The 24,830-nt window shown below is 42.3% G+C and carries 23 protein-coding genes; 5 read left to right on the top strand and 18 right to left on the bottom strand.

Annotation, left to right across the window (positions count from 1 at the left end):
• Positions 1–57: 57 nt before the first annotated feature.
• Positions 58–828 carry a TIGR03943 family putative permease subunit gene (locus HC643_RS34390; RefSeq protein ID WP_038086860.1) on the bottom strand — a complete coding sequence of 257 codons (771 nt, stop codon included), beginning with the start codon at positions 826–828 and terminating at the stop codon, positions 58–60.
• Positions 829–856: 28 nt separating this feature from the next.
• Positions 857–1,921, bottom strand: coding sequence for a permease (locus tag HC643_RS34385; RefSeq protein WP_038086859.1), 1,065 nt, complete (start codon positions 1,919–1,921; stop codon positions 857–859).
• A gap of 625 nt (positions 1,922–2,546) precedes the next feature.
• On the opposite strand from HC643_RS34385, the gene HC643_RS34380 reads away from it, so the two are divergent.
• Both HC643_RS34380 and HC643_RS34375 read left to right on the top strand, forming a co-directional pair.
• Positions 2,547–2,777 carry a hypothetical protein gene (locus HC643_RS34380; RefSeq protein WP_038086857.1) on the top strand — a complete coding sequence of 77 codons (231 nt, stop codon included), beginning with the start codon at positions 2,547–2,549 and terminating at the stop codon, positions 2,775–2,777.
• 557 nt (positions 2,778–3,334) lie between these two features.
• Positions 3,335–4,693: a sensor histidine kinase gene (locus HC643_RS34375; protein ID WP_038086850.1), complete on the top strand. Its 1,359-nt coding sequence runs from the start codon at positions 3,335–3,337 to the stop codon at positions 4,691–4,693.
• Between the two features lie 25 nt (positions 4,694–4,718).
• Here HC643_RS34375 and HC643_RS34370 read toward each other — a convergent pair whose 3' ends face one another.
• Together HC643_RS34370 and HC643_RS34365 are read right to left on the bottom strand one after the other, a co-directional pair.
• Entirely contained in the window at positions 4,719–5,204 is a 486-nt protein-coding gene (locus HC643_RS34370) for a GNAT family N-acetyltransferase (RefSeq protein WP_038086847.1), read from the bottom strand.
• 20 nt (positions 5,205–5,224) lie between these two features.
• Positions 5,225–5,824 carry a MiaE family protein gene (locus tag HC643_RS34365; protein WP_038086844.1) on the bottom strand — a complete coding sequence of 200 codons (600 nt, stop codon included), beginning with the start codon at positions 5,822–5,824 and terminating at the stop codon, positions 5,225–5,227.
• A 138-nt stretch (positions 5,825–5,962) separates the two neighbouring features.
• On the opposite strand from HC643_RS34365, the gene HC643_RS34360 reads away from it, so the two are divergent.
• Positions 5,963–6,154, top strand: coding sequence for a hypothetical protein (locus HC643_RS34360; RefSeq protein ID WP_038086841.1), 192 nt, complete (start codon positions 5,963–5,965; stop codon positions 6,152–6,154).
• Positions 6,155–6,355: 201 nt separating this feature from the next.
• Positions 6,356–6,853, top strand: a complete 498-nt coding sequence (locus tag HC643_RS34355) for a DUF3291 domain-containing protein (RefSeq protein ID WP_038086838.1) — start codon at positions 6,356–6,358, stop codon at positions 6,851–6,853.
• A 72-nt stretch (positions 6,854–6,925) separates the two neighbouring features.
• Here HC643_RS34355 and HC643_RS40995 read toward each other — a convergent pair whose 3' ends face one another.
• Genes HC643_RS40995 through HC643_RS34345 form a run of 3 tightly spaced genes read right to left on the bottom strand, consistent with a single transcriptional unit; the run spans position 6,926 to position 13,134 of the window.
• On the bottom strand, positions 6,926–9,520 hold the full coding sequence (locus HC643_RS40995; RefSeq protein ID WP_050046535.1) for a helicase-related protein: 2,595 nt from the start codon (positions 9,518–9,520) through the stop codon (positions 6,926–6,928).
• Positions 9,477–10,991 carry a DEAD/DEAH box helicase gene (locus HC643_RS40990; protein WP_038086832.1) on the bottom strand — a complete coding sequence of 505 codons (1,515 nt, stop codon included), beginning with the start codon at positions 10,989–10,991 and terminating at the stop codon, positions 9,477–9,479. The genes HC643_RS40995 and HC643_RS40990 overlap by 44 nt, the downstream gene beginning before the upstream one ends.
• Positions 10,992–11,049: 58 nt before the next feature.
• Positions 11,050–13,134 (bottom strand): 3'-5' exonuclease, encoded by a 2,085-nt coding sequence (locus HC643_RS34345; RefSeq protein ID WP_038086825.1) that lies wholly within the window; start codon positions 13,132–13,134, stop codon positions 11,050–11,052.
• Between the two features lie 240 nt (positions 13,135–13,374).
• Between HC643_RS34345 and HC643_RS34340 the strand changes: the two genes are divergently transcribed.
• Positions 13,375–14,283, top strand: a complete 909-nt coding sequence (locus tag HC643_RS34340) for a hypothetical protein (RefSeq protein WP_038086822.1) — start codon at positions 13,375–13,377, stop codon at positions 14,281–14,283.
• A 392-nt stretch (positions 14,284–14,675) separates the two neighbouring features.
• Here HC643_RS34340 and HC643_RS40985 read toward each other — a convergent pair whose 3' ends face one another.
• From HC643_RS40985 to HC643_RS34300, 11 genes are all read right to left on the bottom strand, one after another.
• Complete coding sequence (locus HC643_RS40985) at positions 14,676–15,764, bottom strand: hypothetical protein (protein WP_050046536.1); 1,089 nt, start codon at positions 15,762–15,764, stop codon at positions 14,676–14,678.
• Between the two features lie 29 nt (positions 15,765–15,793).
• Positions 15,794–17,737 (bottom strand): N-6 DNA methylase, encoded by a 1,944-nt coding sequence (locus HC643_RS40980; protein WP_202048681.1) that lies wholly within the window; start codon positions 17,735–17,737, stop codon positions 15,794–15,796.
• A 45-nt stretch (positions 17,738–17,782) separates the two neighbouring features.
• Positions 17,783–18,028 (bottom strand): hypothetical protein, encoded by a 246-nt coding sequence (locus HC643_RS40975; RefSeq protein WP_050046539.1) that lies wholly within the window; start codon positions 18,026–18,028, stop codon positions 17,783–17,785.
• Positions 18,029–18,107: 79 nt separating this feature from the next.
• A complete protein-coding gene (locus HC643_RS34330) occupies positions 18,108–18,350 on the bottom strand; it encodes a ribbon-helix-helix domain-containing protein (RefSeq protein WP_038086819.1) in 243 nt (80 codons plus the stop codon).
• 52 nt (positions 18,351–18,402) lie between these two features.
• Complete coding sequence (locus HC643_RS34325) at positions 18,403–18,609, bottom strand: hypothetical protein (protein ID WP_038086816.1); 207 nt, start codon at positions 18,607–18,609, stop codon at positions 18,403–18,405.
• Positions 18,610–18,876: 267 nt separating this feature from the next.
• Complete coding sequence (locus HC643_RS34320) at positions 18,877–19,518, bottom strand: Rpn family recombination-promoting nuclease/putative transposase (protein ID WP_237266011.1); 642 nt, start codon at positions 19,516–19,518, stop codon at positions 18,877–18,879.
• Between the two features lie 131 nt (positions 19,519–19,649).
• Positions 19,650–21,284, bottom strand: a complete 1,635-nt coding sequence (locus HC643_RS34315) for a reverse transcriptase domain-containing protein (RefSeq protein ID WP_082051857.1) — start codon at positions 21,282–21,284, stop codon at positions 19,650–19,652.
• Positions 21,281–22,177 (bottom strand): hypothetical protein, encoded by an 897-nt coding sequence (locus tag HC643_RS40970; protein WP_050046540.1) that lies wholly within the window; start codon positions 22,175–22,177, stop codon positions 21,281–21,283. Before HC643_RS40970 ends, HC643_RS34315 begins: the two co-directional genes overlap by 4 nt.
• Positions 22,174–23,331, bottom strand: a complete 1,158-nt coding sequence (locus tag HC643_RS40965) for a DEAD/DEAH box helicase family protein (RefSeq protein WP_050046541.1) — start codon at positions 23,329–23,331, stop codon at positions 22,174–22,176. Before HC643_RS40965 ends, HC643_RS40970 begins: the two co-directional genes overlap by 4 nt.
• Positions 23,332–23,450: 119 nt before the next feature.
• Positions 23,451–23,846: a VOC family protein gene (locus HC643_RS34305; RefSeq protein ID WP_038089304.1), complete on the bottom strand. Its 396-nt coding sequence runs from the start codon at positions 23,844–23,846 to the stop codon at positions 23,451–23,453.
• Between the two features lie 112 nt (positions 23,847–23,958).
• Complete coding sequence (locus HC643_RS34300; RefSeq protein ID WP_038089301.1) at positions 23,959–24,732, bottom strand: ZIP family metal transporter; 774 nt, start codon at positions 24,730–24,732, stop codon at positions 23,959–23,961.
• Between the last annotated feature and the right edge of the window lie 98 nt (positions 24,733–24,830).

The following is a 24,830-nucleotide window of genomic DNA, read 5'->3' as shown; positions in this document are numbered from 1 at the left end:
TAGTTGTTAGTTGTTAGTTGTTAATTATTATCGATCTCTAACCACTAACGACTAACCTTAATAACTATAAGGATTTTTGGGTTGAGCGATTTTTCTTAAAGAGGAAGCTGCGATGGTAAGTTGACGCTTATCTTTTATAGTTTCCGTTACCATTTGCCCTTCAATTTCCAACCAGGTATCGGGTGGATATTTATCGCGAGGTTCTTTTAATTTTACAGGTAATCCTATGGGATAAGCATCTGCAGCACAGCAAGTCAGCACGAATCGTGCTACGAACAAGTATTCTTTTCCAAGTTCCGGTGGGTGAATAACAAACCCCTGTACTTTAGCCCTTTGTCCGGTGTAAGTATCGGGCTCTGGATAAACAGTAAGCGTGCGTACCCAATCTACTAAAGTTCTTTCCTCCGGACGAACAGAAGCACGAAAAGCCTGAGGTTGGACGCGTGATGTTCCGACAAAATCCGTCACACCTCGTTGAAGAGCTGTTTGACTGGCAAAGACACGGGGTGTTATAACTAATCCCAGAATCGCTACAACAGACAGTAAAACACTACCGAATCCAGGCGGAAAAATAGTAAAGTGTTGCATATCGGGAAGAACCTCACCTCGTCGCCGTTGTAAAAGTTGCCCCGCTTTTAAAAAACTGAGAACGAGCAGTCCTACGGCACCCGTTACTGCCAACCAAAAGTAATCAGGGTGAATTAATAAGACGAGTTTGTTAGTCAACCAATATTTTAGAATTAAAACTCCCCAGGCTGTCAGCGCTAAAACGTCTAACCAGGGTAGTAGTGCATTTTTGATTTTTGCTTTTCGATTTTGGGAAGCCATTGGTCAAGTGGTCAGGTGGTCACTATTTTTAAAAGACGTGTAAGTTAACAAAAAGGGTGAATAAAAATGTAAGTTGTGCTGCAAGAGCAAATAAGTATAGAACAGCCTTCGGTTTAAAGACCGATAACATTAAACCAACACCTTTGATATCAATCATTGGTCCAAATACCAGAAAAGCCACTAACGAACCACTGGTAAAGGTCGAGGCAAAAGACAAGGCAAAAAATGAATCAACAGTTGAACAAATCGATACGACTCCCGCTAGGATAAGCATGGCAGCAATTGAACTAATCGGACCGGAACCCAAGCTGATAATCAGATCGCGGGGCGCTAGTACTTGAACCGCAGCTGCAATAGCGCTTCCCATAATCAAAACTGCCCCTAGCTCGCGCAGTTCCTGTACGCAATTGTCTACCAATAACCGCAACTTATCCATCAGGGGTTTACTCGGACCAGAAGCTGCCATAGCTGCTTGCAAAGTAGTTGCATCCATCCGTATGGTTTGTCCTGCTTGCCCTCCTAACATATAAGTTCCTGATTGTAATAGAGTGGGAACTCCCAATCCTTGCTGCAATGCGTTGTTCTGTTTGTCTTTTGTGCTGCGTTTGGATTTGGAGGATTTAGGTGGATTAAATTTTAGATAACGAGCTATTGAAGGTTGCACTATCGCAGTTAGGTCTTTTTGAACACTAAAAACTGTCCCAACGATAACTGCAATTAATAAGGAGAAGAAAACTCTTAACACCACTATTTCCGGTTGGTCTCGAAATGCAGTCCAAGTTGCCCAGATCACGACAGGGTTAATAGTTGGTGCTGCTAGCAAAAAACCAATTGCCACTGGTGTAGGGACTCCCTGCATCAGCAATCGCCGCGCCACCGGTACATTGCCACACTCACAAACAGGGAACAGAAATCCCACTAAGCTTCCCAATAAAGCACCCAGTACTGGGTTTTTAGGCATTTTCTCCGCCAATTTACGTTCATCTACAAAAAACAGCAACAAACTGGAGAACAAAACTCCCAGTAACAAAAAAGGAATCGCCTCGACTAGCAGACTAAGAAATAGAGTGAAACCATTGTTCAATTGATTCATGGGTGTCGCTTATCAAAGCGGTGTTGAGTTCTAGGGGTGTGAAAAGTCATTTTAGCGTTCGGAAGAGCAAATAGGTGGTTGTTGACAAAAAACAAGATAGTTAAATGCTAACTATACTGTTATCACTCGTGTAAGAACCTCAATTGTCTAAGCCTTTAGTGCTACATATTTTATCATAGGAATTTATACTTAACTTTATCGAATAAAGACAAGGATACTTCCAGATGATTGTTAAGTTCAATAAATGGTTCCAATTCTCGATTGCTACCTCCTGAAGTAGTATAGCTTTGATTATTTATTCTCATAACTTAAGGAATTTCCTTGATGTTATATTATCTTTCAAAAACTTTTATAGAGAGTTTACAGTTTCTCAACATAAAGAAAACGTGGTTCGCCACTATCAACAGGAAACCATGACTGGTTTTGGCAACTTATTTCAAAATATATACGTATAATTACTTACTACAAAAAATAGAAAACATCAAGACCAAAATGGAAGAAGTTTATAGAGTTTTTTCTTCCAACAACCAGCAATTAACCAAGTACGGACGCAAGCTACCGCGCCCAGTTAACTAATTTAAATGAACTCGTGGTCTTAATTTAAAAAAAAATGTAAGATAAATTAATGAGAAGCATTGAAACAATTGCCAACATTAGTCCTGATGGCAAACTTACGGTACAGTTACCGTATCATGTACCTTCAGGAGATTATAGAGTTGTAGTCGAGATCGATGAAGCTCCCATTATTGATGAATTCCCCTTGGAGTCACAATCACTGGCGGCGGCTACAACAACAGATGATGCATGGGAATTTTTTAATACCCTTATAGGAATGGTTGAAGCTCCTGATGACTAATCCCTAAGGTGCAGTCATATAGCGACTGGTACGAAGAAATTAATCGCCCATCACCAAAGGCTTTTTGTTAAGTATTGGTATACACAGTTCAAGATAGCTACTTAAGTACAAACGTTTAATTTTAAAAAATATAAAGTCATAAATTTAATAATAATTTATCCAAATTCGACTGTTTTTAACTTCTTTTTAAGAAGACTGTATTAGAGTATATACCAGCAGCTATTTTAATAGAAAATGGTGAGTTAATAGGTGTAATTTCACGATAGCAATTTTTTGAGTGTATCAGTCGCACCTTTGGACTTGATATATTTGGAAATAAAGTACTGGGTTTCAGATTTTGCTACCTATGGGTTAATGGTTGGAGATGAGTCAGTGAATTGAAAATAGGATTCAATACTTTTTTATAGAAATATTACAGAGCGCATATTGAAAATTGACAAAAATCAAATATTATGTGTTAATGAATACTTCAGCTTCCCAAGCCACTCTACTTTATTGTGGGTGAGAAGAAATGAATATGCTAGTTTATTGTCGAGCTTTTCAGATCAGGGTTTCTAGTGTCACAAGAATCCAGTTTGCAAATATTACCACCATTTTTATCTGGTAGCAGTAATAGTGACTTAGGTTTAGAGTCAACCCTCAGAGAACTACCAGCATACAACTTTTGTGTGGAGACAAATTTCACTGGTGCTGAAGTTGCTGTCTATTTCGATAAATTTCCTCTTCTACCGGGAGTCATTTTAGTAGAGAAAGGAAAGTATATGGGAATGGTTTCACGGCGGCGACTGCTAGAATTTTTGATTCGCCCATACGGACAGGAGTTATTTTTTCAGCAACCACTGAGTGTTCTTTACAGTTATGCTCGCACAGAGGTTTTGTTACTTACAGAAAATACCCCCATATTAGCAGCAATACAACTGGCGTTAAGACGCTCTGCCGAACTCTTAGGAGAACCTGTAGTTGTACATACAGCACCCGATATCTATAGGTTGTTGGATGTACAAGAATTAAATGTTGCCTCTTGGCAAATTCGGGGAATAGAAACTCAAGTGCGGTATGAGCGCAGTCAAGCCCTGATGGTTAAAAATGATAAAATGGCGAATCTAGGTCGTTTAGTAGATGGGGTGGCGCACGAAATTCTTGACCCTTTAAATTTTATTTGGGGTAATTTAGCTCATGTTGATAATTACAGCCAAGACTTAATGAAGTTGGTTGCAGCTTATGAACAAGAAAATTTTCCTCTATCTGAAGAAACCAATCAGATTAAACAAGAAATTGAATTAGATTTTTTACAACAAGATTTATCAAGAGCGATCGCTAGTATTCGTGCTGGAGCAGAAAGATTAAAAAAGTTGGTAACTGGATTGCAAAATTTCTGTCATATTGATGAAGTCTACCCAAAACCAGCAGATATACACGCCAATATAGACAGCATTATATTATTAATTAATAGCAGAATAACAGGAGAAATCGAAATAGTTAAAAATTACGGTCATCTCCCACCAGTCTCTTGCTTTATTGGTCAATTAAATCAAGTCTTCATGAATATTTTGAGCCAAGCCGTAGATACACTGCTTAATGAAGCAGTGAGACAGCAAATGCATCTAGAGACTGTAGCCACAGATCAAAAACCAAGAATTGAGATTACGACGCAAGTCATTTCGCGAAAAGTTAATATACCAAATGTACCAGACTCTCGGTGGATCTCAATTTGTATTGCTGATAACGGACCGGGAATATCTCAAGAATTGCAAAAGCAAATTATTGATTCTTTTTCCATAGAAAAACGTGCTGATAAAGAAACCAATTTATCAGTTAGTTATCGAATTATAAAAGCCAGACATGGTGGTGAGTTAAACTTGTATTCCGAACTTGGCAAAGGCACAGAGTTTCAAATTCTCTTACCTCTCGTCTAAAATGTATATAACAAAACCCCAACCACTAACCATACAATTTCTTAACGTACACTCGATCGCACCGGGCTGTTTCTACACCTGATGCTTTTTCATACCCATTTTTTTCATAAAGCTGAACAGCCTCTACTAAAACACTAGCAGTTTCAATCCAAATTTCTTGAAAGCCTCGAGTCACAATTGCAGCCTCTAACTGTCGTAACAAATATTTCCCCAGACCAAAACCCCGAGCTTTAGGTAAAACATACATCTTACGAATTTCTACGGCTTTTTCCCCTCGCTCAATAGGGTAATACGCTGCAGTTCCTACAAGTTGGTTTTGATGTTCAACAACCCAAAACTCTCCCCCAACTGCTAAATAACATTCTTCTACCTGCAACACATCTCGATCTGCTCCATTTGGTTCCCAGTTTAAACCGTATTCTGCTAGTACGGCTTTGATAATATTTGCCGCAGAGGTGCGATCGCTCTGTTCCCAGTTACGAATTAAAAAATCTTGATAGTAACTTTTCATTCCCCTTGCTAAGAATCTCTTTAACTATGAATTCGCGGTTCTCGGTGTAAAGTTGCCAATAACTCACTTTCCACCAATGCTAGTTCATCTAGTCTTTGCCTAACAAGTTCGCGATCGAAATAAGTATCCGCAAGAACCCAGTAAGTACCATAGTGACGAGCTTCAGATGCCATGAGGCTGCGGTAAAATTTTGCTAAGTCCGGTTCAGAGCAGTGAAGAGCTAGCAATCCCAGACGTTCGTGGCTGCGAGCTTCAATTAAACCACTAATTAACAGAGAGTCTAAAAACCTCTCTGGTTCTTTTGACCGAATTTGCGATTTTAAACCCGCACCATAGGGGGGTGGCTGCAATGGACGCAGAGGAATACCCCGTTTTTCCAGCCATTGATTGACGAGTTCAAAATGCTCTAGTTCTTCACGGGCAATTTTGGTTAGTTCTCGCACCATTTTAGCATTGGAAGGATAGCGAAATATCATGTTCAAGGCGACTCCCGCTGCTTTTCGTTCGCATTGGGAGTGATCCAGGAGAATGATGTCTAGATTTGCAACAGCTTGTTCTACCCATGCAGAACTAGTTGGTTGCTTGAGAGCGTTAATTGTAGATAGTTCAGATGAAAGCACGATAAAAGGTCAAAAACTCTACATATACAATATATAGTTACAAGTTTTTTTAAGAACTGCACCAATCACACCAGGACGCAGAGGAAAGAAAAGAGACCTTGCATAAATAAATCACCAGGGCGGCGGAAATGACTCGATGTGTCTGTTCAACCTGAAGCCGTTACACTCAATCAATTCAATGACACTAACAAAGCAGAGGATTTCCGCCGCTCCAGTGGTTCTTTAGCGGATATAGCCGCCGTTTATACAAAAGTAAAGGGTTTAGTTAACATAGAACATTTCCCAACTGCCTTGTTGTATGAACGGTCACCTTTTGAGTTGAGTACCTAAATATGAAGTATTAAAAACAAAAATCAAGAATTATCAGATGCCAAATATCAAGCTGTGATGTTAGTCTGTCCTCACTGCTCTCTCTCAGGATAGATACGTAAGTATTTATTTTGACTACCTAAGTGTATATTTAGAGAGTTGACAAATAAGAAATAGCAGAAACGACATTTAAGCGTATCATCACACAATGGTGCAAAAACTATGAATACAGAACGCTATCATCTTGCTCAAGTAAATACTGCTACCTTACGTGCGCCACTAGATTCTCCAGAAATGGCAGAGTTCGTCGCACAAATTGAAAGTATTAATGCGATCGCAGATACCGATCCCGGTTTCGTATGGCGTTTGCGAAGTGAAGGTGCAAACGATGCTACCAGTATTCGTGCTTTTGACGACGAGCGAATTTTAATTACTCTCACAGTTTGGAAATCTTTAGAAGCCCTTTCAAACTACGTATATCGCGGTGCTCATGCAAACATAATGCGCGATCGCCGTCGTTGGTTTGAAAAAACCGAGCAGCCAATCCTAGCGTTATGGTGGGTTCCTGCAGGACATACTCCCACAATTGCTGAAGCTAAGGAACGGCTGGAGCATTTGCGACTTTATGGTTCAACGTCTACAGCCTTCTCCTTTGGCAAGCCATTTCCCCATCCTGAAATCGAAACGATGACCTTATGCAGTACCGCATCCACAAGCTAATTGCCACTGGTTACTCTTCAGGGCTACCTAGCTCATCCAAGTAAATGCGTCAAATTTGGAACAAACTGACTGTTATTTGCTTTTGAGTTGTTCTACTAATGCCTTACCTCTAGCTAAATCTGTAGCGTTTAATTCGACAACTTGCCAAGGAGAATTGGCATTACGCAAGCGATCGCGAATAAATTTATCTCGCAATCTGTTTCCTCCTTTATGAAAGGCAGTTCCATCAATATATATTGCTAGTCTCCGTTCTGGTATGGCAAAATCAGCAACGGAAATTGGCGTATTTGTTGGTACTGGTATTTGTTTTTGGGGATGGAACCCATGTTTTTCAAATAGCTGTAGAAACTTGAGTTCTAAAGGAGAACCTACACCTGCATCGTAAGCTTCTAACCAGGGAAGCGGATCGTCAAGATCGCCTGTTTCTAAAGAACGTGGTGTTGGTGGCGTTTGTGCGAGTTGTTCTAGGGCGGGGATAACTTGCGGCCAATTGAGTAATTCGTGATAGCGTTGATTTTGATATGATTTGAGACAACGGTAACAGGCAGTTACACAGTTTGGATGGTCTAAATGCGCGATCGCTGTTTTTGCCACTTGATGAAATTCGCTAGCAATCCGATGCAAATACCCGCTTCCACCTAAACTAGGGTCAATAAACGTCAGCGAAATTGTGTTATATTTTTTTCCTTCATAACTCACCTGCCAAATTCCCTCAAACTCAAAATCAATCTCGGAACCATCCAACATATACAATTGCTGCATACCAGCTTTCAGACTGTATCCAAGAGATAATCCCCAAGATTGTAAATCCTCTTCCTCCGTAGAAATAGGGATAGGAACTATTAATCGCAATACCTCTGCTTTACTTGCTGTTACAATTGCCAGAGGTTGCGGTGCGCCTTTTTTAGGACAATTTTCTGCATGACCGTAAGGGTCATCTTGACCGGATTTGTGAGTTTTGCGTCGTCCTTGAGTTGTCGATCGCGCTACATCTGGGTTTTGCAATATTCGCCCGCACTCGCTACACAACGGATACCCTTTTGCTTCATTATGTAGTAAGGGAGTATTCTGTTCCCTATCTTTATCTTTAGGCGGAACCCCCTCATTAACCCAACGTACCTCCTCATCCCGACTCCAACGCAATCCCCAACCAGTACTTAATGTCCACCGTCCTACAACTTGTCCGTCCCACTGAGGGTAAGTTTTGACAAGATTGCGGGTAACGTAACGTTCTTCTTCATCGAGAATTGGACTTTCATCCCTTCGCGCCAAAAAACCAGCAAATTCTCCACCAACGTAATCTTTTCCTGGTGCATTATTCCCACAACGAGGACAAGCAGGTTCGGATGCATCGTACCGTAACTGACAAGTATTGCATATCCGGTAAGACCAAGTTGCGCTTTCAGTTCTGGAGTTCCATGGAGAGGCGTTATCTAAACCAATAACTTTCCAGCGTTTGGTACGAGCAAAGACTTGAGCATCGGGTTGAAATTGACCAATTCCAAAACGTCTTGCTACACTTACGGGGTCTTCTTCGCGATCGTCACCTAAAAGTCGCAATGATGCTGGTTGGGTGGGAAATTCGTAACCAGGAAGAATACCAAATTCAGCAAATCTACGTAAAGGATAACCGACGGAAAGGTCATCAGCTTCATTATTCTTATTTTGTTTGTCTGTTTGAATACCTAGTATTCGAGCAATGAGTTGAGCCGCACGAGTTCCAGCACGTTCGCCTTGGAGTTGGAGGGAGTATGTATCAAGAGCGCTTCTTAATTCCTTAACTTGCAGGGCGGTACGATTGATAACATCCCGGATTTGTTCGGGTAATCCCTTTAAGTGTTGGCGCAGGGCTGTTTCATCTAATCCTGCTTCGTATAATACATTACCTTGCCAAGCTTGTAAAGCGACAGCCACCGCTCGATCTATCTGCGCTTCTACTCCTGTCACCAGTTCTTCTACGGCTTCTTGATGGATTTCCCCTAAAGGAGAGATATAATTTACCATCTTACTGGCTAAACCAGGTTTGGCACTCCCAAATGCGATCGCATTTAAATGACGGAATATTGCATCTCGATTCCCCAATGCGAGTGCGGGGGTTGGTACTTCTCCGGCTATCATCTCTCCCGGTTTATCGTAAAAATACTGGTCATGAGGTGTATTTCGAGCATAACCAACGACTAAACCAATACGGGTACGCCTTCCCGCACGTCCTCCCCTTTGTGCGTAGTTATCTGGACGTGGTGGTATATTGCGTAAAATGACTGCATCCAATCCACCGACATCAATACCCATTTCCAAAGTCGGCGAACAGGCTAATAAATTAACTTTTGATTCCCCCGCCTTAGCTTTAAAGTTGTCTTCTAATTCAACTCGTACATCGTTAGGAATTTGGGCGGTATGTTCTCCTGCGACTAGGGGTATATATTCTGGTGAGAGGATTTTTTTCACATATCTGTTTTCTGCGCTCTCTGAATCAGTCCACCGGATTAAATTCCCGTGACAATACGGACAAGGATAATTCTTTTGCCATCCCAAGACAGGGGTGGAGCAAACTTCACAACGGTAACGCTGTTTTTCTGTAGCAGCTTCTAACTGCAAGACTTCAGAATTGACTTGTAATAAGCTAATGCGATCGCTCTGGAATTTCTTGTTTAACTTTCTTGACAATTTGGGAAATGGAAAGGGGAGAACGAATCAGCCATCGGTTTAAATCCCATAATATGTAAGGGATTGAGGGAGAAACTGCTTGTGGTGGTGTTTGAAGTTCTGCAAGTTCTTCGCCAATGACTCGGATGCTGGATTTGTTGACACCGGAGATTTTACTAAAAAATTCTTGAACGGCTTCATCTCTGAGACGAATTCTTTCTTGTGGGGAGTGTTCTCCTTCCGCTACACTTTTAATCGTGGCAGAAGTTGCAACCGGGAGAAATTCGGGATAGCGTTTTCTTTGTAATTCTGGGGGAACTTGAGAACACCAATCCTGTTTTGCGTCCTTTAAGTGAGTTTGCAAGCGTCTGACTAACAAGGCGATGTTACTTCCCAACGTTCCGCGATAGGTGTGGACTTCATCCAGAACAAGGAAACGACAGCGATGGTTGGCAAAGATATCTTCTCTATCTGCTGGACGTACTAAGAGATACTCCAGCATCATATAGTTAGTGAGTAATATATGGGGTGGATTTTGGCGTAAAGCTTGACGTTCTTTTAACTTAGTGCCGCGATCGTATTTTGCCACACTAATTGCCCCTTCCCAACCAGATTCTTTGAGGTAATTTTGGATACGTAGGAACTGGTCGTTAGCGAGGGCGTTCATTGGATAGACGAGAATAGCTGTCAGTCCGGATTGTCTTCGGAATTGGGCTGCATCTGCGATCGCATTTTGAATGACTGGTAAAAGAAAGGTTTCCGTTTTTCCACTCCCCGTACCCGTTGTCACAACGAGGGGAGAGGCGTTTTGTCCTAATAAATGGTCAATTGCTTGACTTTGATGGAGGTATGCAAACTCGCTACCGGAACGTTGTTGCATGACTCTGGCGAGTTTCGCGTCTATGGATAAATTCTGCCATTTTTCCCCACTTTTAAAAGGACGATGGGCTTGATAAAATGGTTCTTGAGCTAAAAATAAAGGTTGGTCAATAGCTTTTTCTAAAGCAGCTTTTAATTGTGGGTCTTTGGCTCTAAATTCTGTTAATAAATAATCGCGATACTCCGCAATGACTTTATCGAGAACTTTAATAGGATTTAAAGGAGAAGGTGCGGTAGAGAGAGGAATAGAAGGGGAAGTAAAGTATATTGAAATGGGAGTGACATCTTGAACGGCTTTTTTTGGTGTTTGAGTTCCATAGGAGATTTTGTTAGTCTGAGCAACCAGAGGCTGTGAAGAACCGCGATTGTTGACGAACTCAAAAAACGCTATTCCTAAAGTCTCGCTCATACTTTCAGCAATAAGCACCTTCCCCAATTCCTCAAACTCCCAACTTGGAGGAATCTTAGAAAAAAGTAGAGAGAGTTGTTCTCCAGAAATAGTCTCCACATCCGAACAATCTAGCTGCGCCATTTTCAAACCGAGAAAAGTGCTAGCAGCTGCGATCGCATCATCCCCTTGTTGTAAAATATCCTTCAAATAAATCGTATTCATAAAACTTCTCAAAAAACATAAACTTCGTCAGCCTGCATCTGCGTTCATCTGCGGTTAATTAAACTTGAATCTTTTGCCAACGAGAAGAGGAAAGAGAATCTAGAAATTGAGAAGGAGACACTTTAGAACCGCACACCATCAAAGCCCGCATAGCGCGAGTGCAACCCACATAAAACAAGCGACGTTGCTCGTTCAGCGTAGCAGGTATTTCCTCTTGAGGAATTGTCTCATCAATCCGAGGTAAAATTCCTGCTTGCAAACCAACAACAGCTACAAAAGGAAATTCCAAACCTTTCGCTGAGTGGAGAGTTAACACCTTAATATAACGAGCGTTGAGATCGATTTCCTTACCAGAAACAAACTGAGCTTTCCAACCTCGTTGGCTGAGACGACGGGCGATATCTTGTCCGAGTTGGGAGTTGGGACAAAGTACCCCTCCACCATGAATAGGAAGGCGAAACTGTTTGGCGGCGGTGGTAAAAAATTCCCCTATGGCTTGTACTTGTTTGTCGATGTTCTCTATCAACAGCAAGGTGGGTGAATTTCCTTGATAGGGAGAAGATAATTGTTGCAGACATTCTTCATCTCCCGCATTTGTTCCTTCTAAAATGGTGGCACAAGCTGAGGAGATTTGTTGGGTGTTGCGGTAATTGCGACGTAGCATTAAAGTCCTCCCACTGACTTTTAAATCTACATGAATCTGTTTCCAACTAAAGCCACGTTGATAGAGAGATTGGGAAGCATCAGCAGTTAAGTAAACTCCCTTGAAGGAAGGAATCAAGGCGAGTAAGAAGCGCAAGGCGGTTGGAGATAAATCTTGTGCTTCATCAATAAGGATTGCTTGATAAGGTTTTTGAGGTAATTGTGAAACGTATTCCAGTGCTTGACGGCGCATTTGTTCCCAGGTAATTAAGCGATTTTGCTCCATGAGTTGCAGCCAAGTTTGGTATACTGCCCAAATAGCTTCCCGTGTTTGATTGCGGAGGGGAACAACTCGTCCTTGGCGGTTTGCGGCTAGGTATTCCTCTAAACTGGAGATACCCCAGGTTTCAATGACATCCAAGATTTCTTGCAGTAAGTAGGGAGTTCCCAAACGTTGCAGACTTTGTAAGCGTACTTGGCGGTCAAAAATGTTTTTGGAAGGAATTTCTGTTGTTTGCAGCGCTGTTTCTAAATAGTGGAGTGCTTGTTCTGGTTTCGCAAAATGAGGTTCGCCATAGCGTTGTTTGTAGTAAGAACGCGTTAGGGAATCAACAGTGACAACATCAACACCGCAATCTTTAGGGGATTTACCCAGTAATTGAGTTAAGAGTTGTTCGGAGTAAGAAACTAGGGCGTTGGTGTAGGTTGTAAAGAGGATAGATTGATAACCCAATGTATGAAGTTTTTGCACCTGGTATAGGGCTAGTGTTGATTTTCCCGTACCGGGACCGCCTTTGACTAAGGTAGGACCTTCAGTTATACCATCCCGCAACTTTTCTTGTTCGGGATCGAGTTTTAATAAAAAAGCTGCTAGTTCGCCTTCGACATAACGTTCCAAATCTTCCGGGTTTTGCAGTAAGTATTCTGGCTGGGTATCAATGTCTTCAAGGGAACGAGGGAAGAGATTATCTAAAATGCGATCGATAAATTGGTGAGGAATTGGTAAGTTGAGTAAGTCATCTTCCGTGCGAACTTTTTGCAAATCTTGCCAATATTCTTCGGGAATGCGCCACTTTGTAAGGAGGGTGGGAGTGAGGTTTTGGGGAAGGAGATTTTTGGGTGGTGGGGATACGGGTTTGATTTGTTGTCCTGTTGTGTCTTCTTCTAAGATGGGGTCGCAATGGGTGATTTCGACGACTTCGGTATCTGATGGAGAAAATTCTAGTTCGTAGGTTCTTTCGTTGCGCTTGCGGAGGCTGAGGAGTTTGACGCTGTTTTGACCGATACTGTAGATTAATCGATAATCACCAATACGAACGCGGTAAACATTTTTATAGTTCTTTAGCTTTTTAGCATCACCTTGGGCGGAAATCGGGTCTTTTTCCAGGATTTTAACGGTTTTGGGCAAACGCTGGCTGATTTTTTTCGGTATATTCAGGGCTTCGTTGAGAAAGGTGTGGGCGAAGGATACCGTCCAAGTAGATGTAGCTAAAGTTGACATGAGGTATGGAATATGCCGAATTGGTTTTGATTATGGTAATCGCTAACGAGAGGTATAGCATATGACCGTATAATTTGCCAATACGCAACTTATAATGTCAAGAAAAATTATTAAGAAGTTTCTTTATAGGGTAAATTTAGGAAGAATATTTATTTTTTGACTAAAAAAGTTTATTTTTAACAATTAAGATAAAAAATGCTAAGAAACACGCTTTAATGCTTAAGGCGATCGCAAATAACAATGATTCGACAGCCTCACGACCAATTTGCAAAACAATATTTAGAAGAGTTACTGTCACCTTTCGGTAAGGTGGAAGTCAGCCGAGAAATCACTGATGAGGTTCGTCAGGCAGATATTTTGTTTTCCCCCTTACCTTCACCCCAGGCGAATCTGGAATCTCTAGGACTGCTTGGGAAAATAACAGCCAGTACTTGTTTGTTAGAACCTTTTCGCAATCAACCTAGCAGAACAGAAGTACGTAATTGCTTACTCAAGCTACTTGCTTACTTCGGGGAATTGCAACGTAAAGCAAAGCGAGAAAAAACTTCTTTGCCAGAGAATAATTTACCGCGTTTGTGGATTTTAGCGACTTCGGCTTCGGATACGTTGTTGGAGAGTTTTGGCGCTAAACTAGAGCTACAAAAATGGCCTCAAGGAGTGTATTTTTTCCCTGAGTCTTTCCGAACAGCGATAGTGGCAATTAACGAGTTGCCAGTTACGAATGAAACACTCATGTGTAGAGTTTTAGGGAGGGGATCTGTTCAGCAAAATGCAGCAAGGGAGGTGGCTGCACTTTCACCAAACAATCCGTTGCGTCAAAACCTGATAGAACTACTTTTTAGCTGGCGCATTAGTGTAGCCAGAAATCCAGAAGACATGACTGAAGAAGATCGGGAGATCGTTATGAACTTTAAAGAGGTTTACGAGCGAGAAAGGACTAATATATTACAACAGGGACTACAACAAGGACTACAACAAGGACAACGCCAAGTTGTGGAAAATTTGCTCAGAGTCCGTTTTGGTTCTTTAGATGAGGAACTATCGGCCATAGTTGAACCCATGCTACAGTTACCGTTAGAGGAATATACTCGTCTTTGTATAGAATTATCTCGCGAGGAACTGTTAGCTAGGTTTTCGGGCATCCGTTAAGTCAACTTTTATTAACTTCAAATGAATGCACCAAAGCGGGTTTTTTAAACAAACCCGCACATTTTTTCATTCCCCATTCTCGAAGTACCTCACTCCCAACCCATCTCCCATCATGCTAAATCCGCTTTTATAACCCTTTTTTGCCCTAACGATTAGAAATCGCGACTGTACAAACGTTCCTCCGGGTATCTCCTTACCGAGACGCTATGTGCAAGGCACACACTAAGCGCAAAGCGCACGCTCCGCGATGCCGCAGGCTATGCCCGCCAGGGCTATACGCGATGCGGCAGGCTATACGCCAGTTGGCAGGGAGCAGGAAACCCTCCTGCAGCGCTGGACTCACCGCCTACGCGGACTAAGCAGTCAGGGGGGTATAGCACTGAGGTCTAGTATTACTTCTTCTTTCTCCGCTTTGGTTTCCCCTCTGGAGGTGGAGTCAGTTGGAAGCTACCATCATCTGTAGAAACCACATTCTCATTACTTTGATTGGGAATGGGCAAATCTATGACGGGTTTTGGTAAGTTTTCATTGAGGGGAATATCCCAGTAAGGATCGTATTTCTTTGTAAAAGTTTCAAGTCCAATAGTTTGGAGTTCGTCAAAGCAAGCGAGACAAAGTTGTGGTGCTTTGGGATAACTTTTGTGACTGAAAGTTGAGAGGATGTGGGCGTATTGTTCTCGGTTGAGTCCGTAAGCATCAGCGACAACTGCATCTATAGCAGCACGAACTAACCAGCGATCGTCTTCTGAGGGGAGAACTGGGAAGGTGAAAGGGGATTGGCTTTCTCTCCAAATTTCGCTTAGTTGTTCCCGCCACAGGGGTTCGTATCCGGTGTGATTGCAGGTTAGGCGTAGGGCGGAGTGGGAAAGGAAAGCATGGGAAAAAGAAGGAACCGGGATCATGTTAAGTAGAAATTTTGTAACATGAGAAGCAGCACTTAAACGTATTACCCAGTCAACAGAGTAAGAATTTAGAAATGAGATCGTTGCACAAGCTATTGCTATACTACGTTCAGCAGCTAATTTTTCATGTGTTACGGTGTGACCTGAAGTAGTACCATATGACAAGAGCGCTGCTATTAATGTTCTCTCATTCGTGCTTGAAGAAACTTCTCGAATTCCAATTCTATAAAATTTCACTAATTTTAAAATTTCCTGTTTATCTTGTAGTTTTAAAAGAGAAACTAAATATCTAGAGCGTTCTTCCCATCTATCAGTATACTGATGAAAAGTTTTCCCCTCATGAAGCACAAGATAACCCATTTCCAACAGTTGCTTTGCCACCTCTGGATTGCGTGGGTCTTTACCATCTGGTAAAATTTCAGAAGTAGGTGTAAAGCGCCAAGCATCATCAGTCATATTAAGTTCGCGACCTAGTTTAACACCTAAGCGATCGCACACCTTACCAAAAGGTTCGCCATTGGCAAAGCAAGTCTTAGCAACCTCTAAATCTTTCTCAGAACGCAACTCTAGCAAACTCAAATATTCGCCACCTGTTTTTTGGACAAAATCTAGAGTGTAATCAAGTGCTTGACGTTCGCTATTTTCTTGAAATAACCATTCATCTGACGAAGATTCTGTGCAAAGACATCATCGACTCGATCTTGCTTTCCACCGGGATACGTCAACAAATGCTCAAAAAACGGACCCGTCAAAGAATCTCCCAACACCAAACGGTGGTCTAAAAAAGTCAAAGGTAAACCCTCAGCGTGAGACTCCAACCATAAAGATAACTTCGCTAACTCCACCGCCAAAGGATTCTTATCCACCCCATACAAACAATGTACCGCAACCAAACGCCGACATAATGCGATCGCTTCTGCTTGAGAAAATCCCGTTTCTTCACCTTCTGGTGCAGCCGAAGGTAAATACTTCATTAATTTATCATCTGGATCGGGTAGATCGATCGCTCGTTGACGGAATATTTTTGCTCTTTGAAAAGCCAACTTTCGCGTTTCTTCATCCTCAGAACTTTCTGCTTGTTGTTCGGCTTTCAAAGCCAATTCATCACATAACCGACAAGCCTCATATAATTTCTCACCCAAAAAACGACAAGCTTCCACTAAAAAGTGACCGCTTCCCATAGCTGGATCTAAAACCTTTAATTTCAATATCTCCCCCGGTTTTGGATCTTCTTTTGGACTGAGTTCGTTGATTTGGGGTTCCAATGTTTCCTTCACCAAGAACCTAACAAAAGAACGAGGAGTGTAATAGGAACCACTTGCTTTTCTTCCCAAACCAACCCGTAAATAAAACCGTCCCGGCGGAATTTCTTCTATCCATTCCACCTTAGTTTTCTTACCCCGCTTTGTCGTCTCCTCCTCTTCTATTTCCTCCTCATCCTCTTCCCCTATCTCCTCTTCTCCTTGTTCTACTCTCCCCTTGTCTTCAAAAGCGGGACGATATTTCTCCCCCTGGGCTATAGGAACAACCACCTCTAATTTTTGTCGCCGCAAACGACACATAGGTTCAGTTGTAATTCCCGGTTCTAATTCCAACAAAGCTTCGTAAACTCGCCCCAAATCTTCCATATCCAAAGGACCATAATGAACTCTTTCCCGCCCTTTCCCCTTTTGCGGCGTAGTCCATAACAATTGATCCAACAAATGAGCAACAGCCCTCTCTCCCCAAGTTAAATAAGACAATACAGGCGTTGCATTCTCCCCAAACAACGCACCACCGAGGGGTTTTACCGACATTTCCGTACACTCAATACCAGAGACGAACATTTTAAATAACGCACGCATTCCCGACTCTAAGAAACTCCCCGTCTCCCAACCATCATCCAAAATCTTGCGCCCATAATCTGCTAAAGCCAAACTCGGTGAAAAAGTATTGCGCCACAAACTTGCAGAAGCAAAGCTAAACGCCTGTGCGGGGTTATCGTTTGTCTCCGACTTCAGGATAAACAACAAACGATAAACAATAATTAACCCTTCCTTCCAAAGTGCTTTTGCAAATTCTGCACTCTGTTGAGACTTGGTACGTAAGATTTCAGCATTCCGGGGATGGTCTAAAATTTCCTGTATAAACCTTTCAACTGCACGTCGCGCTTGTAGCCGTAACTCCTTCGTGACTCGCGCCTGTTGTAACCTCGCCTTCTCTACCAAGTCAGGTAAAGCTTTGACTCCATCGGGACAAGCTAGGGCTAGAAAAAACAAGAAAGAATCGGGAAGATTGCGATCGCGTTTCCAATATGGGTCAATAGCAATATTAACTTGAGAATCCGGACGTGCAGGGTCAGAAATTAACAACCGCAATTCTACCCCGTTTGTTAACAAACCCAACCGTTCCCCACTCGTCAGTAATACCCGTTGAGCAATGCGTAAATGGCTGTAACGATAAGCACTTCCGCGTCGAGCAGGTGCATCCAAATCCGTCTCAAAATCTACACACCACACCCGCAATTTTGCTTTACCATCCGCACTTACCAACAACTCTCCGCCCGATTCCAACCCCTCGCGAGTTGCAACATCTCCTGCTGATTCAATACGGTCATATCATAGTAACTTTAATAACGGTAATATAATATGATTTCTGACACGTACCGCACCCCCTCGCGTTGCCAATTCCCTCAATTTACGTCGGTAGACAGTCCAAGCCTCTTGTAATTCCTTCCCCTCATTTCCCGTAATTTTATGGATAAGCTTTGCTTTTGTAAGTTTTTTTTCTAACTCAAAGCGAACAAAAGGTTTGGGTAAAGCAGGACCTGTAAAAGTGCAGTGTTGGAGAAGTGCGAGAGGCATATGTGAGAATTGAGATTTATGTGGCTGTGCAAAAACGACTTACACGGTATTGATTTTAGCCTTACTCCTCACGTACCTGCTAGAATTGTGTCAGAATTTGGTTAACAAAAGTTTTCCCGTCGATAGGTGGAGTTTGTTTGCTTGTTGCGATCGCAACATCTATTTTTTCTCTGGCAGAATTTATCCAGTCAGCATCAGCCTGCTCATATTCATCAAGCAGTCTGAAAACAATCTCTAACAATTCTTCAGCATTACGATATTTACCTGTTTGCAACTTGGCTTGGATAAATTTTTCTTGCTTTGGTGTAAGTATAATATTCATATTTATTTCATCAAATCATCTCGCAAAGAACGTCTATTATCTCTAACGTTTCTTAAGCTTGTGTGCGAGCAATTTGTCCAACTTGTTCAAGAGTTAACCCAAGTAACTCTGCTATCTCATGCTGTGTCATCCCACGCTGTAACATTCGGAGTACAAGCTCCAATTGTAATGCTTCTCGACCTTCTTGGCGACCTTCTTGACGACCTTCTTCTTTAGCTTCTTGATAAACTCTGGTTTTCTCTAAATCAATTCCTAACATGGCTTCCACTTCAACTTGGCTCGAATCAATGAATTTATTAACGGCGAACGAGCACCCAATTTGTTAAGTATCAATCCTTCCTCATTTTGATTTTCTCAAATTATCTGCTCGCGAAGAACGTCTATTATCTCTAACATTTGTTAAGCTTGCACGCGAGCAATTTGTCAAAGGCGAATGAGCACCTAATTTGTTAAATATCAATCCTTCATCATATTTATGTCATCAAATCATCTTCTTGCGAAGAAAGCTTTTTGTCTCTGTCGTTTCTTAAGCTTGTGTGCGAGCAATTTGTCTGACTTGTTCAAGAGTTAATCCAAGTAACTCTGCTATCTCTTGCTGTGTCATTCCACGCTGTGACATTCGGAGTACAAGCTCCAATTGTAATGCTTCTCGACCTTCTTGGCGACCTTCTTGACGACCTTCTTGACGACCTTCTTGACGACCTTCTAGACGACCTTCTTGACGACCTTCTTCTTTCGCTTCTTGATAAACTCTGGTTTGCTCTAAATCAATTCCTAACATGGCTTCCACCTCAACTCGGCTCAAATTAATAAACTTGTAAACAGCGATGGTTGTAATTACATCTATTATGTCATCCTTTGGGAGGGGGCTTGTTTCTTCAGCTTTGACCCGCTCAATTAACTGCTTTGCTTGTGCTACCATTTGTGCTTCCGACGCGATGGTTAGTTGCAGCAAGCTAATTGCAACTGGTTGTTCTTCAGGGTTACCCAACTCATCTAAATAGATGCGTCGCACTTGCGAACTGTTGATGAGCGAGCGATGGAGATTTGTCTTTTGTGGTTCTAAACTCCTTGAGGGAAAAATCACTACTCCATACCAATCATCATACACCCATGGATTGCGATGCAGATACAGTAACGATTCTGAAAAAAAGCGATGGTACAGCAACTCGGGTAGAGTCGAGGGAGAGTATTACCTCTCGCCCCTCTCTTTTAAATCTGGACGTGCGTATTTTTACGCATCCAGCTTCCGATATTCTTAGGGTTAAGGTTTCTGTCGTCGTAAGACCGGGTTGTCCTTCACCGAGGATTATTTTCTAGGTATTCTTCGGTGACTTCCAGACCTACTTGCGTGATTAACGTAGTCTCCTTCCCCTTTTGCTTCATGTGGAGATAATCGTGACAGCTTTCGTGTACTGCTGTCAGGTTTGAGTCCTTCCAGTTTCCATGATTGCCGTCAAAATGATGTAGATTTACCTTTTCTTCTGAGGTCAGTTTGTGACCGCAGTATCCACACGTATGGCTTTGCTTCCTTAATAATCTTGAGGTCATACCGTCATATAGCTTACTGTTGCGTTCACTCCAGTAAACTAAGTCTCCATCAAAAGGTGATTTATTTCTTTTGACTTTAATGTGGCGGTTTTCGGAGTAAGGAACCGATGGGAAAGCTTTATCCAGCAGTTTCTTGCTAGATAGGCAATCTTGTTTGGTTTCTTTGTTGAATACCTTGTAGGTTCTGTATTGTACGTAGTAAAGGCTAAATTTAGAGCCGTCCATTTTACAGAACTTGTGGTATTGTCTCCATCCTCGGACTATCGGGGCTAATTTCTTAGCTTTTTCGTTAGCACCATAATTCGAGTTATTGACAATTTTCTTGACTTTCTTACGGAATGCTTTGAAGTTTTCCTCTGAGGGAGAGCTTCTAAACTTGCCGTTTTGCTGTACTTTGAAGTGCCAGCCTAAAAAGTCAAATCCTGAAGTCGAGGCGGTTAGCTTTGTCTTTTTCTCACTTACCTTTAGTCCTCTTTTTGCTAGGAATTGGCTAATACTGTCAAGTATTTGTTTTTCATCGTCTTCTGGTCGTAGGAAGAATACCGCGTCATCGGCATATCGAACACAGGCGTTCACAATGTCCTTTTCGAGGGTAGTTGCTGTTATTTTGCGTCCTCTGTTGACGTGGTATTTATGTATTTCTTCGATTCCATTCAGGGCGATGTTAGCTAGTAGTGGACTCACCACCCCACCTTGACAGGTACCTTGTTCAGGGAATTCGGGGTTGATTCCGGCTTTGAGGCATCGGAATATCCCTAATTTTAGCCCTAGGGGGGCGATAAGGTTCGACATGATGGATGAGTGATTAATCCGGTCGAAGCACTTTTCTACATCTAGCTCAAGGATTCTCTTGTTGATGCCGTTGGACTTTGATTTGAGATGATCGAACACCTGCTTCTGGGCATCATGGGCGGAGCGCCCTGTTCTAAATCCGTAGCTATTTGCGTGGAAGGTGGCTTCGTGTGCTGGTTCTAGGGCGAATTTTGCTAGGCATTGCCAAGCTCTATCCGCGATAGTGGGGATTTTTAGGTATCTGATAGAGCCGTCTTTCTTGGGTATTGGTATCTGCCTAAGCTTTTTGTGATACCAATTTAGCTGCCTTAATAGCAGTTCGAGGCTGAATCTTTCCTCATGAGTTAAGGCGGTTTTACCATCAATACCCGGTGTCTTTTTACCAGCGTTTAGCTGTGTTACTTGACGAATTGCCAGAAACCTAGCCGCACGAGATTTTAGGATCAGCTTTTGTAATTGACGGGCTTTGCGCTTGTCGCCAACTCGAACCGCTTTAAACACTCTTCTTTGTAAGCGGAAAAGGTTTGCCCGGAATTTCTTCCACGCTAACGTCTTCCAAGATTCACTAGTATTGCTACTGTGCCTAATCATGCTCTACTCCAAATTGCGTCTTCTAAATACCTCAAAGCAGTTACGCTCTGTCCTACCCGATGCAGAGGGATTCCGTATCTCGTCTTACCTACCAGGGTTTTCGACCTTTCCCCAGACCTTTGCACCGCATTTTCCACGTTCCCTGTAATTTCTTGACTGCGCTGTTGCAACCACTCAGTTTGTCGGGCTTTTTCTATCTCTAACTCGCGCTTGCGTTCTTTGATAAATGCTTCCGCCACAGATAACCAATTCGTTTGGGCGACATCTTGCGCTTGCTGAGTTGCAGTTTCCCAACATGACTCAAAGTAATTTTTCCACACATTTTTTGTACTTATCGCCTGTTTCGGATCTGCTAAACTAAGCCAATCTTGGGCTTGGTCGTAAAACTCTGTTTCCCCATCCGACCCAACTTTTACCGCCAACACTTTCTCGAATTCCGATCCCGCATTGCTAGCAACTCTACCTAAAAAAGTAAATAGCAAGGTTGGTTTCTCTACATCAGCTTTCACCACACTAACACGGCTATCTTGAGTGTTGCGATCGCCACCGCCAAAGGATAAATTCCTTACTCTATCCACAGCACGCCTTACCAAAGGATGGGCGCGACCTAAAAAACCCACAGGGCGATTTTGTTCGTCGCGAGTCACATCCATATTAGTCGTCAACCGCAAACAATGACTATTGCGATCGTATCCCGGTAACTCATCAAGCCCATAATTCCAAGCTGAGGGAAGACGCATGATGTAAATTTCTGGGTGTTTGGTTGGTTGAAAATCTCCCCCATCTAGCAAAATCCCATCGCGGACAAAACTAAATAAATCTACAGCAGAACTGCGGTTTCCTTTTTCTCTGGCTTCTGTTGCTTCTGTTAGTAACCGTTGTTCTGCATTCAATCCCGCATCTCCCAACCAGGTGTGAGTTCTTGCTGCTTGTTGAAAACTTTTGAGAGAACTGCCAAAACATCACTGTAACGCTTCTTCTGAAAAGCCCTCCGCAACTCAGGTGCTAAAAATTCCAACAACCCATGTTGCAATGCTATATAATCGGGATGTTCCTGATTATTAGCAACAACTGATTTTGGTTCGACAATGCGATTTTTAAACCGATTGGGAATATGAGATTTCAGACGACGAACAACACAATCGCGATAGCCAACGCCCCTTAAATTTCCTCTCCCATCCACTAAGGATAAATCTAACAATTCACACAAAGAAGCAAAAGAACGGTCATTCCCATCATGAGGAGTTGCAGTCAGTAACAACAAAGAATCGCAACGCCGCGCTAAAACCTCCGCCAACCGTCGTCGTTGAGAATCCTCTTTTTCCCCAATAGCGCCCAAGTCCATACAGTGATGGGCTTCATCCAACACCACCATGTCGTAACTAGCTCTTTCCAAGGATTCCAGAATTTTTTCCTGCTTGAGAAAATCAATGGACGCGATCGCCAAAGGAATATAATCAAAAGGATTTGCACCCAACTCCGTACTGCGACGAATTTCTTCCAACCTTCCTCGGTTTACCTCATCCAAACGCAAACCAAAGCGTTCAGACATTTCTAGCTTCCACTGTTCCAACAATGGACCAGCAGGACAAACAATTAGAATGCGATGCACTACCCGTCGCGCCATCAATTCGGTAATAATCAATCCAGCTTGAATAGTTTTTCCCAACCCAACCCCATCCGCTAAAAGCAACCGTACCCGACTCATGCGAATTGCTCGTAATACAGGAACCAATTGATACGCTTCTACACGTAAGCGACCGGGTTGTACGGCGAGGAGAGCATTACCCGACAAAGATTGCTCCAAGAGAAAAGCTTGATGATCAACTAACCAATTAGGTAAAGGCGCAGCGCGATCGGGACGCAAATCGCGAATAACTGCCTCTACAGATTCAAAAGGATGGAGAATATCAAATTCTGTACCTCGCAGTTCTCCTTGCAAGCAACGCAACCTGTAAAGAGTTTGTTGTCCTAACTGAGTAGCACTCACTACTTCCCAACGCAAAGAGCGTGCTTCTACTTCTGTACCAGCTAACAAGTTTGTCATCCTACCATCCACAATCAACACAAAAACAATGAATACAGAACGCTATCATCTTGCCCAAGTTAACACCGCAAACCCCAGGTGCGCCGCTAGAATCGCAACGCCACGCTAAAATTAGCCAATCACTTCAACGCATACTCAGGGCGGTATTCAACCAATTCAATTTCATTGCCATCTGGATCGTTAACATAAATTCTATGCTTGGTTTCGGCTGCTGTTAGCGTGTAATATTCAATCCCTTCTTTCTCAAGCAAATTTTTCATACCTTCTCCATCTTGAATCACAAAACCAACATGATTGATACCAATATTTTGGTAAGGTAAGTTTACGCGATCTTGATTGGCCTCATGATTAAGAGCCAGATAAAATTGATTGTTACCTAAATGTATCCAGTGCCTACCATTAAATACACCTTCGGCACGCACATACCAATCGGGGAATAGAGTTTGATAGAACTTTTGAGTTGCTTGTAGATCTTTACAAGAAATATTTATGTGCTCAAAACGAAGAAGATTCATAATTTTGCTCCTTTTTCAATCAGTTAGTACACTTAAAGTTAATGAGTCAATGCTGTCATTAGTAATTAGTAAGACTTTCAGACATATTTCAATGTTGTAATTCAACAACTAACTACCCCAAAGCAATATCCAAAAACATCATGATGATAAAGCCCAGCATCACACCAATAGTTCCTTCTTTCTCCAATCCTTTACGATGAGATTCAGGAATGATTTCATCACTAATTACAAACAACATTGCACCTGCTGCAAATGCCATTGCCCAAGGCAAGATAAAATTAGCGATACTCACCACGCCGGCACCAATTACACCACCAATTGGTTCAACTAAACCCGTCAGCAGTGAAATCCATAAAGCATAACCTGCTGAATATTTCTCAGCAACTAAAGATAATGCGACTACCAAGCCTTCCGGAATATTTTGCAACCCAATGCCTAAGGCAACAGGAATACCATCTTTAATATTATTATTACCAAAATTAACTCCCACTGCTAATCCTTCAGGAAAGTTATGAATGGTAATTGCAGCAATAAACAACCAAATTCGTTTCAGGTTATTGGAACGAACATTTTCTTGCCCTTTAAAAAAATGTTCGTGGGGCAATAATTTGTGTGTTAATTGCAGAAACACGCCTCCGAGCAAAATACCCGTCGCCATAATCAAAGCTGCACCTGCTTGGGGATAACCTTGAGCAACCGCAGACTCAGTACCCGGTAGGATTAGTGAAAAGGATGTTGCTGCCAACATTACTCCGCCTCCAAACCCCAGCATGATTCCTTGCACTCTTTGCGTAAAATTTATTGGTAGTAAAATTGGTAAGGCACCAATAACAGTGGCGAGTCCCGCGCCTAAACTCGCGATCGCACCTATAACAAGGGGTTCCATAGCTGGTTGTATTCCTACTTAATCCTTGAGCAAGTGGTTTGCAGTCTTTAACTGCTCTTCTTAAATCATACTCGTAATGACTTCGACTTGCAAGAGAT

This window comes from Tolypothrix bouteillei VB521301 (assembly GCF_000760695.4).
GTDB lineage: Bacteria > Cyanobacteriota > Cyanobacteriia > Cyanobacteriales > Nostocaceae > Scytonema > Scytonema bouteillei_A.
This window is presented reverse-complemented; position numbering and strand designations above follow the sequence as displayed.